Origin of the sequence: Pelomicrobium sp. G1 (assembly GCF_051905455.1) — a bacterium.
Lineage (GTDB): Bacteria > Pseudomonadota > Gammaproteobacteria > Burkholderiales > UBA6910 > Pelomicrobium.
Window position 1 is genome coordinate 25,385 of the sequence record NZ_JBQACR010000022.1, and the last position, 14,399, is coordinate 39,783.

13 protein-coding genes are annotated in these 14,399 nt (G+C 67.4%); 8 read left to right on the forward strand and 5 right to left on the reverse strand.

The window, feature by feature from the left end:
* The first annotated feature begins 134 nt into the window (after positions 1 to 134).
* The 7 genes from ACTFO6_RS16695 to ACTFO6_RS16725 are packed head-to-tail and all read left to right on the forward strand — an operon-like array spanning position 135 to position 7,166.
* Positions 135 to 1,418 carry an ABC transporter substrate-binding protein gene (locus ACTFO6_RS16695; RefSeq protein ID WP_439935574.1) on the forward strand — a complete coding sequence of 428 codons (1,284 nt, stop codon included), beginning with the start codon at positions 135 to 137 and terminating at the stop codon, positions 1,416 to 1,418.
* Positions 1,415 to 2,716 (forward strand): ABC transporter substrate-binding protein, encoded by a 1,302-nt coding sequence (locus tag ACTFO6_RS16700; protein ID WP_439935575.1) that lies wholly within the window; start codon positions 1,415 to 1,417, stop codon positions 2,714 to 2,716. Before ACTFO6_RS16695 ends, ACTFO6_RS16700 begins: the two co-directional genes overlap by 4 nt.
* 4 nt (positions 2,717 to 2,720) lie before the next feature.
* The gene (locus tag ACTFO6_RS16705) at positions 2,721 to 3,617 is read left to right on the forward strand and encodes a branched-chain amino acid ABC transporter permease (RefSeq protein WP_439935576.1); all 897 of its coding nucleotides are present in this window, start codon (positions 2,721 to 2,723) and stop codon (positions 3,615 to 3,617) included.
* Positions 3,617 to 4,549 carry a branched-chain amino acid ABC transporter permease gene (locus ACTFO6_RS16710; RefSeq protein ID WP_439935577.1) on the forward strand — a complete coding sequence of 311 codons (933 nt, stop codon included), beginning with the start codon at positions 3,617 to 3,619 and terminating at the stop codon, positions 4,547 to 4,549. Before ACTFO6_RS16705 ends, ACTFO6_RS16710 begins: the two co-directional genes overlap by 1 nt.
* A 4-nt stretch (positions 4,550 to 4,553) precedes the next feature.
* A complete protein-coding gene (locus ACTFO6_RS16715) occupies positions 4,554 to 5,333 on the forward strand; it encodes an ABC transporter ATP-binding protein (protein ID WP_439935578.1) in 780 nt (259 codons plus the stop codon).
* A complete protein-coding gene (locus tag ACTFO6_RS16720; RefSeq protein ID WP_439935579.1) occupies positions 5,326 to 5,985 on the forward strand; it encodes an ATP-binding cassette domain-containing protein in 660 nt (219 codons plus the stop codon). The genes ACTFO6_RS16715 and ACTFO6_RS16720 overlap by 8 nt, the downstream gene beginning before the upstream one ends.
* Positions 5,986 to 6,041: 56 nt before the next feature.
* Positions 6,042 to 7,166: a zinc-dependent alcohol dehydrogenase family protein gene (locus ACTFO6_RS16725; RefSeq protein ID WP_439935580.1), complete on the forward strand. Its 1,125-nt coding sequence runs from the start codon at positions 6,042 to 6,044 to the stop codon at positions 7,164 to 7,166.
* Positions 7,167 to 7,187: 21 nt separating this feature from the next.
* Here ACTFO6_RS16725 and ACTFO6_RS16730 read toward each other — a convergent pair whose 3' ends face one another.
* From ACTFO6_RS16730 to ACTFO6_RS16750, 5 genes are all read right to left on the reverse strand, one after another.
* Entirely contained in the window at positions 7,188 to 7,961 is a 774-nt protein-coding gene (locus ACTFO6_RS16730) for a TSUP family transporter (protein ID WP_439935581.1), read from the reverse strand.
* Between the two features lie 22 nt (positions 7,962 to 7,983).
* Entirely contained in the window at positions 7,984 to 8,856 is an 873-nt protein-coding gene (locus tag ACTFO6_RS16735; RefSeq protein ID WP_439935582.1) for an IclR family transcriptional regulator, read from the reverse strand.
* Between the two features lie 42 nt (positions 8,857 to 8,898).
* Complete coding sequence (locus ACTFO6_RS16740) at positions 8,899 to 10,221, reverse strand: TRAP transporter large permease (protein WP_439935583.1); 1,323 nt, start codon at positions 10,219 to 10,221, stop codon at positions 8,899 to 8,901.
* Entirely contained in the window at positions 10,212 to 10,739 is a 528-nt protein-coding gene (locus ACTFO6_RS16745) for a TRAP transporter small permease subunit (RefSeq protein WP_439935584.1), read from the reverse strand. The genes ACTFO6_RS16740 and ACTFO6_RS16745 overlap by 10 nt, the downstream gene beginning before the upstream one ends.
* A gap of 87 nt (positions 10,740 to 10,826) precedes the next feature.
* Complete coding sequence (locus ACTFO6_RS16750) at positions 10,827 to 11,948, reverse strand: TRAP transporter substrate-binding protein (RefSeq protein WP_439935585.1); 1,122 nt, start codon at positions 11,946 to 11,948, stop codon at positions 10,827 to 10,829.
* A 400-nt stretch (positions 11,949 to 12,348) separates the two neighbouring features.
* Between ACTFO6_RS16750 and ACTFO6_RS16755 the strand changes: the two genes are divergently transcribed.
* Positions 12,349 to 13,956: a GMC family oxidoreductase gene (locus ACTFO6_RS16755; protein ID WP_439935586.1), complete on the forward strand. Its 1,608-nt coding sequence runs from the start codon at positions 12,349 to 12,351 to the stop codon at positions 13,954 to 13,956.
* The last annotated feature ends 443 nt before the right edge of the window (positions 13,957 to 14,399 follow it).

A 14,399-nucleotide genomic window follows, 5' to 3' on the forward strand; every position in this document is an offset into this window, starting at 1 on the left:
CCCGGGGCATCGTTTGGTGCAACAGGTTGAATCCCAACGATTTGGCTTTGCGGATGTCCATGGAACGCCCCTTGCTCAGGAGGAGACAGGAGGGCCAGCACATGAACGGAGGAGGGCGTCGGATCCTAGGTAGCATGGGGGCCTTGCTCCTCGCCGCTGGCGCTTTGGCCGCGTCCCCGGCGGCGGCGCGCATCGAGCTGGGGGCGCCTCGGGACAAGGCCGACGTGGTGGTGGGCTGCATGTTCCCCATGACCGGGCGCGGAGGCCTCTACGGCCGGGACAGCGTGGCGGCCATCGAACTGGCCCTCGCGGAGATCGCGGAGCGGCGCGACACGCCCCGGCTGCGGGTGCTGGTGGAGGACACCAAGTCCAAGCCCTCCCTCGGGGCCCTGACCGCCCAGGGCTTCGTCGAGCGGGACCGGGTGCACTTCCTGTGCGGGGTGGTCTCCTCCGCTGTCGCCCTCGCGGTGACCGAGGTGGCCCGGCGCACTCGGACCATCTTCATTGGCACCGACCACGCCTCGTCGCGGCTCACCGAGGAGGCGCTGCACCGCCACTACTTCCGCGTGACCAACAACACGCGCCAGTCCATGGAGGCGGGGGCCCGCTACCTCCAGGAGCTGCAGCGCCGCAGGCCCTGGCGGCGCATCGCCTTCATCGGGCCGGACTACGATTACGGTCACAGGCAGTGGCTGGACCTGCGCCAGGCCCTCGACGCCCTCGGCGTGGGCTACGAGGTGGCCGCGGTGCTGTGGCCCAAGCTGTACGAGCCGGACTATTCCCGCTACATCGCGGCCCTCCTGGAGGCGAAGCCCGACCTGGTGGTGAACGGCCACTGGGGGGGCGACCTGGTGGCCTTCATCCAGCAGGCCAGGACGGTGCGCCTGTTCGAGAAGATACAGTTCGCCAATTTCGACGCCGGCGGAAACTACGAAGTGATGGCCGCCTTAGGCGCCGACATGCCCACCGGGTTGATCCTCTCGGCGCGGCACCACAACAACTGGCCCGAGACGGAGGCGAACCGCCGCTTCGTCCAGGGTTTCCATGCCCGGGCGGGGCGCTATCCCTCCTACGCGGCGCAAGGAGCGTACACCGGGATCCTGGCCATCGCCGAGGCGGTGGCTCGGGCGGGCGGGGTCGCCGACGGCGAGCGCCTGATCGCCGCCCTGGAGGGGCTGCGGCTCAAGCTCCCGGAAGACCCGGAGGGCTTCGAGTCCTACATGGATCCGGCGACCCACCAGATGCAGCAGACCGTCGCCATCGGCGAGGTGGTGCCCGACGAGCGCTTTCCGCCCGCGAAGGCCATGCTCAGCCGATTCAAGGTGTACCCGCCGGAGGCGCTGCGCTCGGCCGCGCGCGGCCCGGCGGGCGGAATCCAACCGACAAACGCAGACACACGGATAAGGAGGGGACCATGAAAGATCGATCGAAGCAGGGGAAACGGTTCGGCGGCCTGGCCACGGGGCTCCTCGCAGGGGTATTTCTGGCGGCGGCGACGGCTCCGGCGGCCGCCCAGGAGTACCGCCTCGGGCTGGTGACTTTCCTTTCCGGCGGCGCCGCGGGTCCCTTCGGCGTCCCGGCGCGCAACGCCGCCGAGATGGTGATCGAGGCGATCAACAACGGCACCGTGCCGGCGCCCTACGGAGCCAAGGGGATCGCGGGGCTTGCCATCAAGCCGATCTGGGTGGACGAGGCGGGCGGTCCCACCAAGCAGGTGGCAGAATTTCGCAACCTGGTGCAGCGGGACAAGGCGGACGCGGTGATCGGCTATATCTCCTCGGGGGACTGCCTCGCCGTCGCGCCAGTGGCGGAGGAGCTGAAGAAACTCACCGTCTTCTTCGACTGCGGCACGCCCCGGGTCTTCGAAGAGCGCAGCTACAAGTACGTGTTCCGCACCGGCCCCACCGCCACCATGGACAACGTGGGCGCCGCCCGCTACATCCTGGAGCTCACCCCCAACCTCAAGCGGGTAAACGGGATCAACCAGAACTACGCCTGGGGGCAGGACTCCTGGAACGACTTCATCAAGGCCCTGCAGAAACTGAAGCCGGGCGTGGAGGTGGGCACCGTCCAGTGGCCGAAACTCTTCGCCGGGCAGTACGGCGCGGAGATCTCGGCGCTGATGCTGCACGAGGCCGATTACGTCCATTCCAGCTTCTGGGGCGGAGATATGGAAAGCTTCGTGCTGCAGGCGTCCGCCCGGGGCCTGTTCGCGAAGCAGACGCCCGTGCTCACCACCGGCGAGACCGCCATGTTCCGCCTCGCCGACCAGATGCCCGAGGGCGCCGTGATCGGCGGCCGTGGACCCTACGGCGTGTTCGCGCCGGACAACGCCTTGAACCGCTGGTTCCGGGAGAGCTACTTCAACCGCTACAACACCTGGCCCACCTACCCCTCCTACAAGATGGCCCAGGCGATCCTGGGCCTGAAGGCCGCCGCCGAGAAAGCGGCCCAGGCGAAGCCCAATCCATCGGAGGCCGACATCATCGCCGCCCTGGAGGGACTCACCTTCGAAGCGCCCAGCGGCACGGTGAAGATGGTCCTGGGCAAAGGGCACCAGGCGGTACAGGAAATGGTCTACGGACGCTTCAAGCGGGAGGGGGGCAAGCCGGCGATCGTGAACGTCAAGCGCTACCCGGCCGAGTGCGTCAATCCCCCGGACACCATGACCAGCGAGCAGTGGATCGAGGCCGGTTTCCCGGGGGCGAAGTGCTAGGTCCATGCTCAAGCTGCTCGCCATCGTCGCCGACGGGCTGATCTACGCCTCGTGGCTGTTCATCGTGGCCGCGGGCCTTACCTTGGTCTACGGGGTGATGAAGATCCTGAACCTGGCCCACGGCAGTCTCTACGCCGTGGGCGCCTACGCCGCCGCCTCCGCCGCCGGGTGGTACTTCGCCTCCGGGTACGTTCCCTGGGGGGGTTACCCGGTCCTCCTGGCGGCCGCCCTGGTCGCAGGGGCGGCGGTGAGCCTGCTGGTGGAGCGGGGCGTGCTGCGGTTCATGTACGGCCGCGACGAGGTGGTGATGCTGCTGGTCACCTACGCGGTGCTGCTCATGCTGGAGGACTTGATCAAGCTCGTCTGGGGCGTGAATCCCTACATGGCCCACCAGCCCTACAGCCTGCTGGGCAGGCTCCAGGTGGGCGAGGTGAGCTTCGCCCGCTATGATCTCGTCCTGATCGGCGCCGCGGTGGCGATCGCCGCGCTGCTGGCGTGGGCGCTGGAGCGCACCCGGCCGGGCCGGCTCCTCAAGGCGGTGATCTACGACCGGGAGATGGCCGCCGTCCTGGGAATCAACGTCTCCCGCACCTTCGTGATCACCTTCGTGATCGGCGGGGTCCTGGGGGCCCTGGCCGGCGCCCTCACGGCGCCGCTGCTCTCGGTGGTGACCGGCATCGGCGTGGAGGTGATCGTCATCGCCTTCGCCGTGGTGGTGATCGGTGGCCTCGGGAGCGTGGCCGGGGCGGTGGTGGGGGCCCTCATCGTGGGACTTTCGCGGGCCGCGGCGGTGCACTACTTCCCGGAGCTGGAGCTGTTCGTGGTCTATGCCGTCATGTCCGCGGTGCTGGCGTTTCGTCCCCACGGGCTGTTCGCCGGCGCCGCGGTGAGGAAGATCTGATGGGGAAGCCGGACAAGACGGCCGTCGCGGCGGTGCTGGCGCTCGCCACCCTGCTCATCGCGGGGCCCTGGCTTCCCCGGTGGCTCTCCTTTCTCGTCACGGTGGCCCTCGCCCGGGCGCTGGTGGTGGCGGGGGTGGTGGTGCTCATGCGAGCGGGGCTGGTCTCCTTCGGGCAGGGGCTCTACTTCTGCGTCGGCGGCTACGCGGCGGGGCTCGCCGGCAGGTACCTGGGGCTGACCGACGCCTTCGCCCTCCTCGCCCTGGGGCTCGCCTCCGGACTCGCCATCGGGGCGGTGCTGGGAGCGCTGCTGTGCCGTTACCGGGAGATCTTCTTCGCCATGTTCACCCTGGCCTTTTCCATGATCCTGTACGGCATCCTCGCCCGCTCCCAGGCCCTGGGCTCCACGGACGGTTTCCACGTCCCTTCTCCCACCTTCCTGGGATATGCGCCCGAGAACGCCGGGACCTGGGTGTTTGCCCTCGCGAGCCTGGTGGCCGTGGCCTGCGCCTGGGGGCTGCACCGCTACTTCCACGCCGGCTTGGGCTACGCCGGCGAGGCGGTGCGGGAGAACGAGATCCGAGTGGAATACCTGGGCGTCTCGGCGCGGCGCGTGGTCTATATCAAGTACGTGCTGGCCGCGGGCCTGGCCGCCCTGGGGGGGACGCTCACCGCCTTCGCCACCGGCCACGTGGGACCGGACATGGCCTACTGGACCACTTCCGGCGAATTCGTGTTCATCGCCCTGATGGGCGGCACCGCCCACGTGGCCGCCCCGTACCTGGGATCCCTCATCTTCGAGCTGGTGAAGAGCTACGCGTTCCAGGTCTCGCCTTACACCTGGCAGCTCATTCTCGGTGCCGTGCTGCTCACCATCATCCTGTTCCTGCCCAGGGGCCTGTGGTCCCTGGTGGCCGGACGCGGAAGGGCGTGAACCCATGGGGCCGATCCTGGAGACCCGATCCCTCAGCAAGCGCTTTGGCGCCGTAGTGGCGGCGGCGCAGGTCAGCGTGCGGGTGGCGGAAGGGGAAGTCGTGGGCGTGATCGGCGCCAACGGCGCGGGCAAGACCACCTTCATCAACATGGTGACCGGCTATCTCAAGCCTTCCGAGGGCACGGTGCATTTCCGCGGGCGGGACATCACGGGGCTTGCTCCGCGCGAAGTGACCCGCGCCGGGGTCTGCCGCTCGTTCCAGATCCCCCAGATCTTTCGCGAGCTTTCGGTGCTGGAAAATGTGCTGATCGCCCTGGCCATGCTGGGAGAGGGGCGGCTCACGTGGGTGAGGCCCTTGCGCACCCGGGAGCGGGAGGAGCGCGGGAGCGCCCTGTTGCGGCGCTACGCCATCGCCGAATACGCGCCAGCGCGAGCGGCGACCCTGCCCCAGGGGGTGCGCAAGCTCCTCGACATCGCCATGGCCACGGTGGCCCGGCCAGCCCTGCTGCTCTTGGACGAGCCCACCAGCGGCGTGTCGGTGGAGGAGAAGTTTCCGCTCATGGACACGGTGATGAGCGCGGTGCGGGAGACGGGCGCGGCGAGCCTGTTCGTCGAACATGACATGGAGATCGTGGAGCGCTACGCCTCCCGGGTGCTCGCTTTCTACGAAGGGCGGGTGATCGCCGACGGCCCGCCTGAGGAGGTGCTGGGGGACCCGGAGGTGCGGCGCCACGTGGTGGGGACCGAGCTGCACCGGGCGGGGAGGAGCGCGCCCCATGCTTAGGGTGGAAGGGCTCGACGTCGGGATCGAGGGAGCCCAGGTGTTGCGCGGCGCCTGCCTCGATCTTCCCGCGGGGACGATGGCGGGGCTCGTCGGCCGCAATGGCGCCGGCAAGACCACCCTGATGCGCGCCGTCATGGGGCTGGTGCAGCCCTCGGGCGGCCGGGTGGCCATCGGCGGCCGCGACGCGACGGCGCTGCCGCCCCACCTGCGGGCGAAGCTGGGCGTGGGCTACATGCCCGAGGACCGGCGCCTGGTGCCGGAACTCACGGTGCAGGAAAATATCCTGCTTCCCGCTTGGGCCAACGACATCCCCGGCGCCGAGACGCGGCTCGCCTGGATCTACGCTCTGATGCCCGAGGTGGAGGGTTTTTCCTCGCGCCGCGCCCTGCAGCTCTCCGGCGGGCAGCAGAAGCTCGCGGCCCTCGCCCGGGCGCTGATGAACGGGGAGCGCCTGATGCTCCTGGACGAGCCCTTCGAAGGCATCGCCCCGGCCCTCGCCCATCGCCTGGGGGAAGTGCTGCGCAGGCTCAAGGCGGAGGGGCCCGCGGTGCTCGTGTCCGAGTCGGACTACCGTCACTGCGCGGGGCTGGTGGACAAGGTGTTCGTGATCGAGCGCGGCGTGGTGTCGGAGCGGGCCGGAGTGGAAGCTTGAAACGCGGGTTCGAAAAGATGATCCCCGAATGAACTCGATTTGATGGAGACGGACGTATGAAGATTCGCGGCGCAGTGCTGGAGCGGATGGGGGTGGAGCCCCCCTACACGGTCACCCGGCCCCTCAAGATCGAGGAGGTGGAGCTGGCCCCGCCAGGCCCCGGCGAAGTGCTGGTCAGAATCGCGGCGGCGGGGCTGTGCCACTCGGATTTGTCGGTGATCAACGGTGACCGGCCTCGGCCTACTCCCATGCTGTTGGGCCACGAGGCGGCGGGGGTCGTGGAGGAGACTGGACCCGGGGTGGACGATCTCAAGCGGGGCGATCCCGTGGTGCTGGTGTTCGTGCCGAGCTGCGGCCACTGCCTGCCCTGCGCGGAAGGGCGGCCCGCCCTGTGCGAGCCCGGAGCGGCGGCCAACACGGCCGGGACGCTGCTCTCCGGCGAGCGGCGGCTCACGCGCAAAGGCAGCCCCATCCACCACCATCTCGGCTGCTCGGCCTTCGCCGAGTACGCGGTGGTGTCCCGGCGCTCCCTGGTAAAGATCGATCCCGAGCTTCCTCTGGACGAGGCGGCGTTGTTCGGCTGTGCGGTGCTGACCGGCGTGGGGGCGGTGGTGAACACGGCCAGGGTGTCCGCCGGGGCCACGGTGGCGGTGGTGGGCCTGGGCGGCGTGGGCCTGGCGGCCCTGCTGGGGGCGGTCGCCGCCGGCGCCTCCCGGATCGTGGCCGTGGACCTGGCCGAGGACAAGCTGGCCCTCGCCGCCCGGCTGGGGGCGACCGACACCTTCGATGCCGGAGCGCCCGAGTGCGTGGATCAGGTGCGCGCCGCCACGGGGGGCGGCGTGGAGTACGCCCTGGAGTTCGCGGGCTCGGTCAAGGCGATGGAGCTCGCCTATCGCATCACCCGGCGCGGCGGCATCACCGTCACGGCGGGCCTGCCGCCGCCCACCGCCGCCCTTCCCCTGCCCCTGGTCAACCTGGTGGCGGAGGAGCGCACCGTGAAGGGCAGCTACATCGGCACCTGCGTGCCGGCCCGGGACATCCCGCGCTACATGGCCCTGTACCGCCGCGGGCGCCTTCCCGTGAACCGGCTGGTGACGGGGCGGCTCGTTCTCGACGAGATCAACGAGGGCTTCGAGCGCCTGCGGCAAGGGAAAGCGGTGCGCCAGGTGGTCGTTTTCTAAGCGCTGATCGGCTGCCCGCCGTCAGTGGACCGACCGCCAGGCGAACTGGCCGATGAGTAGCCCGGCGATCACCCACAGGGCGCCCCGCAGCCAGCGCCGGTAGGTCTCGGCGCTGATCCGGTTGCGCAGCGCGATGCCGCCGAAAAGGGCCGCCGCCCCCGCCGCGGCGAAGGGCACCGTGGACAGCCACACGGCCGGCGCGACGCCGCCAGCCAGCGCCAGGGTGACACCCTGGGTGGATTTACCGGCGAAAAAACAGAAATTGAGGGCCTGCACCAGGACGGCCGGGGCGAGCCCCAGGGACAGGAAGTAGATGAGGAGCACGGGCCCGGCCACGTTGGCGGTGCTCTCGAACAGGCCGGCCATCAGACCGAAGACCGCGCGGGTGAGCCGGGCGTGTTCCTCGATCCAGCGGCCGGCCAGGCTCCGCAGCCGATCCAGATTGAGGTAGGCCAGCACGAGCAGCCCCAGCAGCAGCCCAAAGGGGGCCGGGTCCGAGACGATGAGGAGCCGCGCGCCCAGATAGCTGCCCACGATCATGTACAGGGGCAGCGCCCAGAAGCGCACTACCGTCTCCGCCGGCCGCCCGCCCTTGGCGATGCTGAGGAGGATGACGGTGAAGGTAGGGAGCCAGGTGAAGACGATGGCCGTCTTCATGTCGGTGATGAGGGCGAGGAGCGGAGTCGCCACCAGGGGAAAGCCGAGGCCCAGGGCGCCGTGCACCAGTCCCGCCAGGGCCATGATGGCCAGCGCCAGGGCGAAATGGGCGGGGGACAACGCCCCAGCTTCCATCATCGGGTCAACCCGGACATTCCGGCTAGGCTTTTTCGTAGGCGCAGCTAGCCGCGAGGGCGGCAGCGGCCCGGCGCAGAGCGGGAAGATGGGCGCGGGCCTGCTGGAGGTTCATGCGCGCGGTGGGGGCATGCACCGCCACGGTAGCGCAGATGCGCCCCTGGCGGTCCAGGACGGGCACCGCGATGGCGGAAAGTCCGGCAAGGAACTCCTCCTCATCGGTGCCCACCATTTCCTCGCGGATCACCTTCAGGGCCTGCTCCAACCGTTCCGGATTGGTGATGGTGTTGTCGGTAAAGCGCTTGAGGGGGGCCGCCCGCAGCAGCCGCTGCCGCCGCGGCGCCGGCATCAGCGCCAGAAATAGCTTGCCGCTGGCGGTGCAATGGAGCGGCACCCGGGAGCCGGGCTGCAGCACCATGCGCAGGGGCCAGTGGGCTTCCACCCGGTCCAGGTACACGATCTCGTTGCCGTCCAGGGTGGTGAAGTTGCAGGTCTCGCCGATCTCGTCCACCAGGGCCCGCAGGATGGCGTGGCGCGCTGCCCGATCGGAGGAATTGCGCATGGCCGCGAGGGCGATGGCGGAGAGGCGCGGTCCGGCGGTGTAGCGCTTACCGTCGGGTTCCCGCTGCACCAGCAGCTCCCGCTCGAGCTGGGCCAGCACCCGATGCACGGTGGACTTCGGCAACCCGCTCTGCTCGATCAGGTCCGCCAGGGCGATGGGGCGCTCGGCCCGGGCAACCCGCTCCAGGATCTCCACGGCGCGGGAGAGGGGCGAGGCGCCTTGGCTGGGCGCGGGGGCCGATGGGATCGCTGGGCTCGACGCCATAGAAGGAAAGTCACGCTGGACCGGTGGGGCCTCCGCCGGGTCGGCGGGGGCGGCCGCAGCGGTCCCCATCATTGTAACTTCGCCAGAGTCCGCGACATCGTGCCCGCGGCCTGCTCATTGGAACAGATACTGGGGAAGCCAGGTGGCCAGCGCCGGGAACGCCAGCAGGATTCCTAGGCCGATCACCTGCAGCCCCATGAACTGGAGCATGCCCAGGTAGATGTCCTTGAGCCCCCATTCCGGCACCACGCCCTTCAGGAAGTAGGCCGAGAGCGCCACCGGCGGCGAGAGCCAGGCGGTCTGGAGGCACACCGCCACCAGGGTGGAGAACCAGACGAGATCGATGCCGAGTTGTTTCACCAGCGGCAGGAAGATGGGCACCACGATCAGCACGATGGGCACCCACTCCAGGGGCCAGCCGAGGATGAAGATGATGGCCAGAATCAGCACCAGCATCACAATCGGCGCCATCTCCAGGGTGAGCAGCCCCTCGGCGAGCCAGGTGGCGCTGCCGAGCCGGGAGAACACCGCGCCGAAGAAGTTGGAGGCGGCCACCAGCAACAGGATCATGCATGAGACCTCGAGCGTCGCGTAGACCGCCTTCTTCAGCCTCTCCCAGCTCATCTGCCGGTAGAGCAGGGTGAGCAGGAGCACCGCGAATGCCCCCATGGCTCCCGCGTCGGTGGGGGTCGCGATGCCGGCCAGGATCACCCCCAGCGTCGCCAGGATGATCACCACCACGGGCACCACCCCGACCATCAGCTCCTTGAGCACGATGCCGAAATTCTCGGCTCGTTCTTCTATCGGCAGCGGAGGGCCAAGACGCGGATTGATGAAGCTCCGGATCAGGGTGTAGCCGATGTACAGCCCGGCAAGCATCAGCCCGGGAAATACGGCAGCGGCGAAGAGATAGGTGGTGGGAACGCCGACCACGGGCCCCATGACGATGAGCATCACGCTCGGCGGAATGAGAATGCCCAGGGTTCCGCCGGCGGTGATCGCCCCGGCCGACATTCTCACGTCGTAGCCGCTCTTCATCATGGCCGGCGCCGCCATCACGCCGAGGAGCGTGACCGACGAGCCCACGATGCCGGTGGCGGCGGCGAAGATGGTGGCCGTTACCAGCACCGCCAGGTACAGCGATCCGCGCACGTCGGCCAGCAGATGCTCGATGCCGCGGAACAGGCGCTCCATAAGCCCCGACTGCTCCAGCAGGAATCCCATGAACAGGAAAAACGGCACCGCCGCCAGGGTGGGGTCCCGCATCACGGAAAAGACCTGGAGCGTCATCAGATACAGCACCACGTCGCCCAGGGCCCAGTAACCGAAGGCAAGGGCGACGGCGATCAGGGTGAAGGCGATGGGAAAGCCGATGAAGATGGCGGCGAACAGGGCGGCGAGCGCCAGAAATCCGATCACTTCTGGGCTCACAGCCATTCTCCCTTGAGGGCGGCGTAGACGCTCTTTAGCAGCTCAGAGAGTCCCTGGAGCAGGAGCAATAAGGTGGCGATGGGGATCGTCGCCTTGAAAGGATAGACGATGGGCATCCAGGGGCTGGTGACGATGCGCTCGCCCCGCTCCCACGAAATCCAGAAGAAATCCCAGCTCACCACCAGGAAAGCGATCATGCCGGGAAAGAAAAACAGCACGTAGCACACCGTGTCTACCCAGCCCTGGCGCCGCGCCGGCCAGTTCATGTAGAACATATCGGTGCGGATGTGACTTTTGCGCAGCAGGGTGTAGGCCGAACCCAGCATGAAAAAGCTCCCGTACAGCATGAATGTCATGTCGTAGGCCCAGACGGTGGGAGCGTTGAATGCATAGCGGGCGATCACCTCGTAGACGAGGCTTCCCACCATGGGGAAGATGAGCCAGGCCACGATCTTTCCTGACCAGAGACTAATGCCGTCGAGGAAATCGATCGCGCGCCGGAGGGCGATCGGTGGACTTGCCATGACCTTTGCCTCGATTTGGCCGTTATAGTGCTATGAAGGGGCGCGGATCGCTCCGCGCCCCCACGGGATCGAGCGATGTGATACCGGTTACGGCTTGACCGCGCCGGTTTCCAGAGCGGCGTTGCCGAGGCCGGAATACAGATCCAGGATCTTGGTCCAGTACGGAACCACCACTTGGGCGAACTTCCGCTGGGAGTCCAGCACTTCCTTGAAGAATGGGTCCTTGGCCGCGTAGCGGTCCAGCACCGTGTTGGTGGCTTTCACGAACGCGGCGTAGATGTCCTTGGGCGTGTCGTGCACCTGGACCCCGTGCTTTTCGCGCATGGTCTTGATGGCCAGCGCGTTGCGGTACACGTTGTAGGTGTAGGTCTCGGTCATGGAGGCCATGGCCGCGCCGCGGATGATTTCCTGGATCTCCTTGGGCAGCTTGTCCCAGAACTTCTTGTTGATCAGGATTTCCCCTACGTCAGTGGATTGGTGCAGGCCCTGGAGATAGTAGTGCTTCCACACCGTGTGTAAACCCAGATTGATGTCGTCTGCCGGGCCGATCCATTCGGCGGCGTCGATCACTCCCCGCTGGGCCGCCGGGACGATTTCACCCCCGGGCATGGCCACCGCCGAGACGCCCATCTCCTTGAAGATCTCTCCGGTGATTCCGGGCGGCGAGCGGTACTTGAGCTTCTTGAAGTCTTCCAGGTTCTTGATCGGGTTTTTGAACCAGCCGAGGGGATCGGGCCCCATGGGCTGCACGAGCAGGGGCTCCACGTTGACCTTGAGCACATCCGCGTAGAACTTCTTGTAAAGGTCGTAGCCACCGCCCTCAAAGAGCCAGGCGATGTGGGAAAGCTGATCCATCCCCACACCGGAGCCAGCCATCGGGTTGGAGAAGATTCCCGCCGCCGGGTGTTTGCCGGACCAGTAATGGGTCCAGGCGTAGCCCGCTTCCACGATGCCCTTGTCCACGGCGTCGAGGATCTCGAAGGCCGGAACCACCGCCCCGTCGGGCAGGACTTCGGTCTTCAACCGCCCCCCGGACATCTTCTCCACTCGGTCGCCGAACTTCTTCAGCAGCTCGAAGTAGATGCTGGACGTGGGCACCGCCGTCTGGATGCGCATTTTGTATTGCTGGGCCTGGGCCACCGAGCCGCCGAGCGCAAGGAACGCCGCGGCTGCGGTGGCCACCCATTTCCATAGGAAACTGCGGCTCATTTTGCTCCTCCTTCCACGTTGGACCGGCCTCGGGACGGCCGGCGATTTGAACGGCACGACCGCTGCGGCTCGCGTTCGGCTGCGGCCGTCGGGCGGTCGTCCCTAGCGGTAGCTTCCCCTTCAATTCCTGGGTTTCACAGAGAAAGGAAAGCGCTTTCATCGTAGACGATGTTTTGACGGGGCGCAAGGGAAAAATAGACAATAACGGGAAAATATGTCCCATTATATTGACTATCTTCCGTTATAGTGAAATACTTTCCATAAAATCGGGATGAATTGTTCCGATTGAACCCAACAACCTGGTCTGGTCGGGCGCCCCCTGGCGGAATCCAGCGTGCCATCCTGAGCCCGGCGGGACGTGAACATCACCGGCACAATCCGGCGCGGGCGCGAACTCGCTATGACCCAGCCCACTTTCGACTACATCATCGTCGGCGCAGGCTCCGCCGGCTGCGTGCTCGCCAACCGTCTGACGGCGAACGGGCGCTACCGCGTGCTGCTGCTGGAATCGGGTCCGAAGGACAATTACCTCTGGATCCACATCCCCATCGGGTACGGCAAGACCATGTTCAACCCCGCCTACAACTGGGGCTTCTACACCGATCCCGATCCTCACATGCACAACCGGCGCATCTATTGGCCGCGCGGGCGCTGCCTGGGGGGATCCAGCTCCATTAACGGGCTGATCTACGTGCGCGGGCAACCCGAGGACTACGACGGCTGGGCGGCGCTGGGGAACCGGGGCTGGGCTTGGAAAGACGTGCTGCCCTACTTCATCCGCTCCGAGCACAACACCCGCGGGGCGAGCGAATACCACGGCGACCAGGGCCCCCAATGGTGCTCCGACATCCGGGAGCGCCACGAGCTGATGGAGGCCATCATCCGGGGCGCCAACGAGCTGGGAGTTCCCCGCAACGACGACTTCAACGGCCCCATCCAGGAGGGGGTGGGCTACTACCAGCTCTTCACCCGCAACGGCTGGCGCTGCAGCGCCGCCGTGGGCTATCTGCGCCCGGCGCGTAAGCGGGCCAACCTGCACGTCGAGACCGACGCCCACGTCACCCGGATCCTGTTCGAGGGTGCGCGGGCGGTGGGCGTGCAGTACCGCCAGGGCGGCCAGCTCCGGGAGGCCCGGGCGGCGCGGGAGGTCCTGCTCTCCGCCGGCGCACTCCAGAGCCCCCAACTCCTGCAGCTCTCCGGAGTCGGGCCGGCCTCGCTCCTCCAGTCCTTCGGCATCCCAGTGGTCAAGGACCTGCCCGGCGTGGGCGAGAACCTGCAGGACCATCTGCAGTTGCGCTTGATCTACAAGGTCACGAAACCCATCACTACCAACGACGAGCTGCGCACCCTGTGGGGCCGGATCAAGATCGGGCTCAAGTGGCTCCTGTTCCGCAAGGGGCCGCTCGCCATCGGCATCAACCAGGGCGGGCTCTTCACCCGGGTGCTGCCGGAGTCCAGGACCCCCGATATCCAGTTCCACTTCGCCACCCTTTCCGCCGACATGGCCGGGGGCGAGCCCCATCCCTGGCCGGGCTGCACTTTCTCCGTGTGCCAGCTGCGGCCCGAGTCGCGGGGCTACGTGCGCGTCCGCTCCACGGACCCGATGGAGCCCCCTTCCATGCAGCCCAACTACCTCTCGGCGGAAGTGGATCGGCGCTGCGCCGTGGCGGCGATCAAATTCGCGCGCCGGCTGGCGGGGACCGGGGCGCTCAAGCCCTACATCGCCGAGGAATACCGGCCCGGGCCCGCCGCCACCTCGGACGATGACCTGCTCGAATTCGCCCGGGAATACGGCGCCACGATTTTCCATCCCTCCGGCACCTGCAAGATGGGCTCGGATACCATGGCGGTGGTGGACGAGCGGTTGCGGGTGCGGGGGCTCGCGGGCTTGCGGGTGGTGGACTGCTCCATCATGCCCACCCTCGTCTCCGGCAACACCCACGCGCCCGTGGTCATGATCGCGGAGAAGGCCGCCGACATGATCCTGGAGGATGCCGCCGCGGGATAGATCGTTCGCCACGGATGAACACGGATGTCCACGAATGAGAAAACGATCCCTCCTCCGTCCGTGAAAGCCCGCGCCCATTCGTGACTGACCGTAGGAGCGGTTGAGCGCAGGGAAATGCGCGGGATTCCCACGGGACGGCGAGACGCGCCTTTCGCCCCGCTGGGGAAACAATCTCGAGGCAGGTTCTATGCTTTCATGGGCAAGGCTGGATCGCCCAGCGACCGGGGAGGCGGGCAGGCACGGTAATGTAAGCGCTTGCATCTCGCCCCCTATTGTGAAACAATCGCTTTTCGATTCGATCACCGCGGCTTCCGCCGCCGTTCATTCACCGAGAGGACGAGGATCATGGCAACCAATCCCAAACTGATGGAAGAGCCCCGGGGCAGCGCGCTGGTGGGCGTGGGTCCGGTGCGGATGACTCCGAGCGAAGCGTTCGTGGAGAC

Excerpts from the sequence above, each read along its gene's own strand:
- ACTFO6_RS16750 (WP_439935585.1), bottom strand. The coding sequence starts at position 11,948 with ATGAGCCGCAGTTTCCTATGGAAATGGGTGGCCACCGCAGCCGCGGCG.
- ACTFO6_RS16725 (WP_439935580.1), top strand. The coding sequence starts at position 6,042 with ATGAAGATTCGCGGCGCAGTGCTGGAGCGGATGGGGGTGGAGCCCCCC.
- ACTFO6_RS16730 (WP_439935581.1), bottom strand. The coding sequence starts at position 7,961 with ATGATGGAAGCTGGGGCGTTGTCCCCCGCCCATTTCGCCCTGGCGCTG.
- ACTFO6_RS16695 (WP_439935574.1), top strand. The coding sequence starts at position 135 with ATGGGGGCCTTGCTCCTCGCCGCTGGCGCTTTGGCCGCGTCCCCGGCG.
- ACTFO6_RS16735 (WP_439935582.1), bottom strand. The coding sequence starts at position 8,856 with ATGATGGGGACCGCTGCGGCCGCCCCCGCCGACCCGGCGGAGGCCCCA.
- ACTFO6_RS16700 (WP_439935575.1), top strand. The coding sequence starts at position 1,415 with ATGAAAGATCGATCGAAGCAGGGGAAACGGTTCGGCGGCCTGGCCACG.
- ACTFO6_RS16715 (WP_439935578.1), top strand. The coding sequence starts at position 4,554 with ATGGGGCCGATCCTGGAGACCCGATCCCTCAGCAAGCGCTTTGGCGCC.
- ACTFO6_RS16755 (WP_439935586.1), top strand. The coding sequence starts at position 12,349 with ATGACCCAGCCCACTTTCGACTACATCATCGTCGGCGCAGGCTCCGCC.
- ACTFO6_RS16745 (WP_439935584.1), bottom strand. The coding sequence starts at position 10,739 with ATGGCAAGTCCACCGATCGCCCTCCGGCGCGCGATCGATTTCCTCGAC.
- ACTFO6_RS16740 (WP_439935583.1), bottom strand. The coding sequence starts at position 10,221 with ATGGCTGTGAGCCCAGAAGTGATCGGATTTCTGGCGCTCGCCGCCCTG.
- ACTFO6_RS16720 (WP_439935579.1), top strand. The coding sequence starts at position 5,326 with ATGCTTAGGGTGGAAGGGCTCGACGTCGGGATCGAGGGAGCCCAGGTG.
- ACTFO6_RS16710 (WP_439935577.1), top strand. The coding sequence starts at position 3,617 with ATGGGGAAGCCGGACAAGACGGCCGTCGCGGCGGTGCTGGCGCTCGCC.
- ACTFO6_RS16705 (WP_439935576.1), top strand. The coding sequence starts at position 2,721 with ATGCTCAAGCTGCTCGCCATCGTCGCCGACGGGCTGATCTACGCCTCG.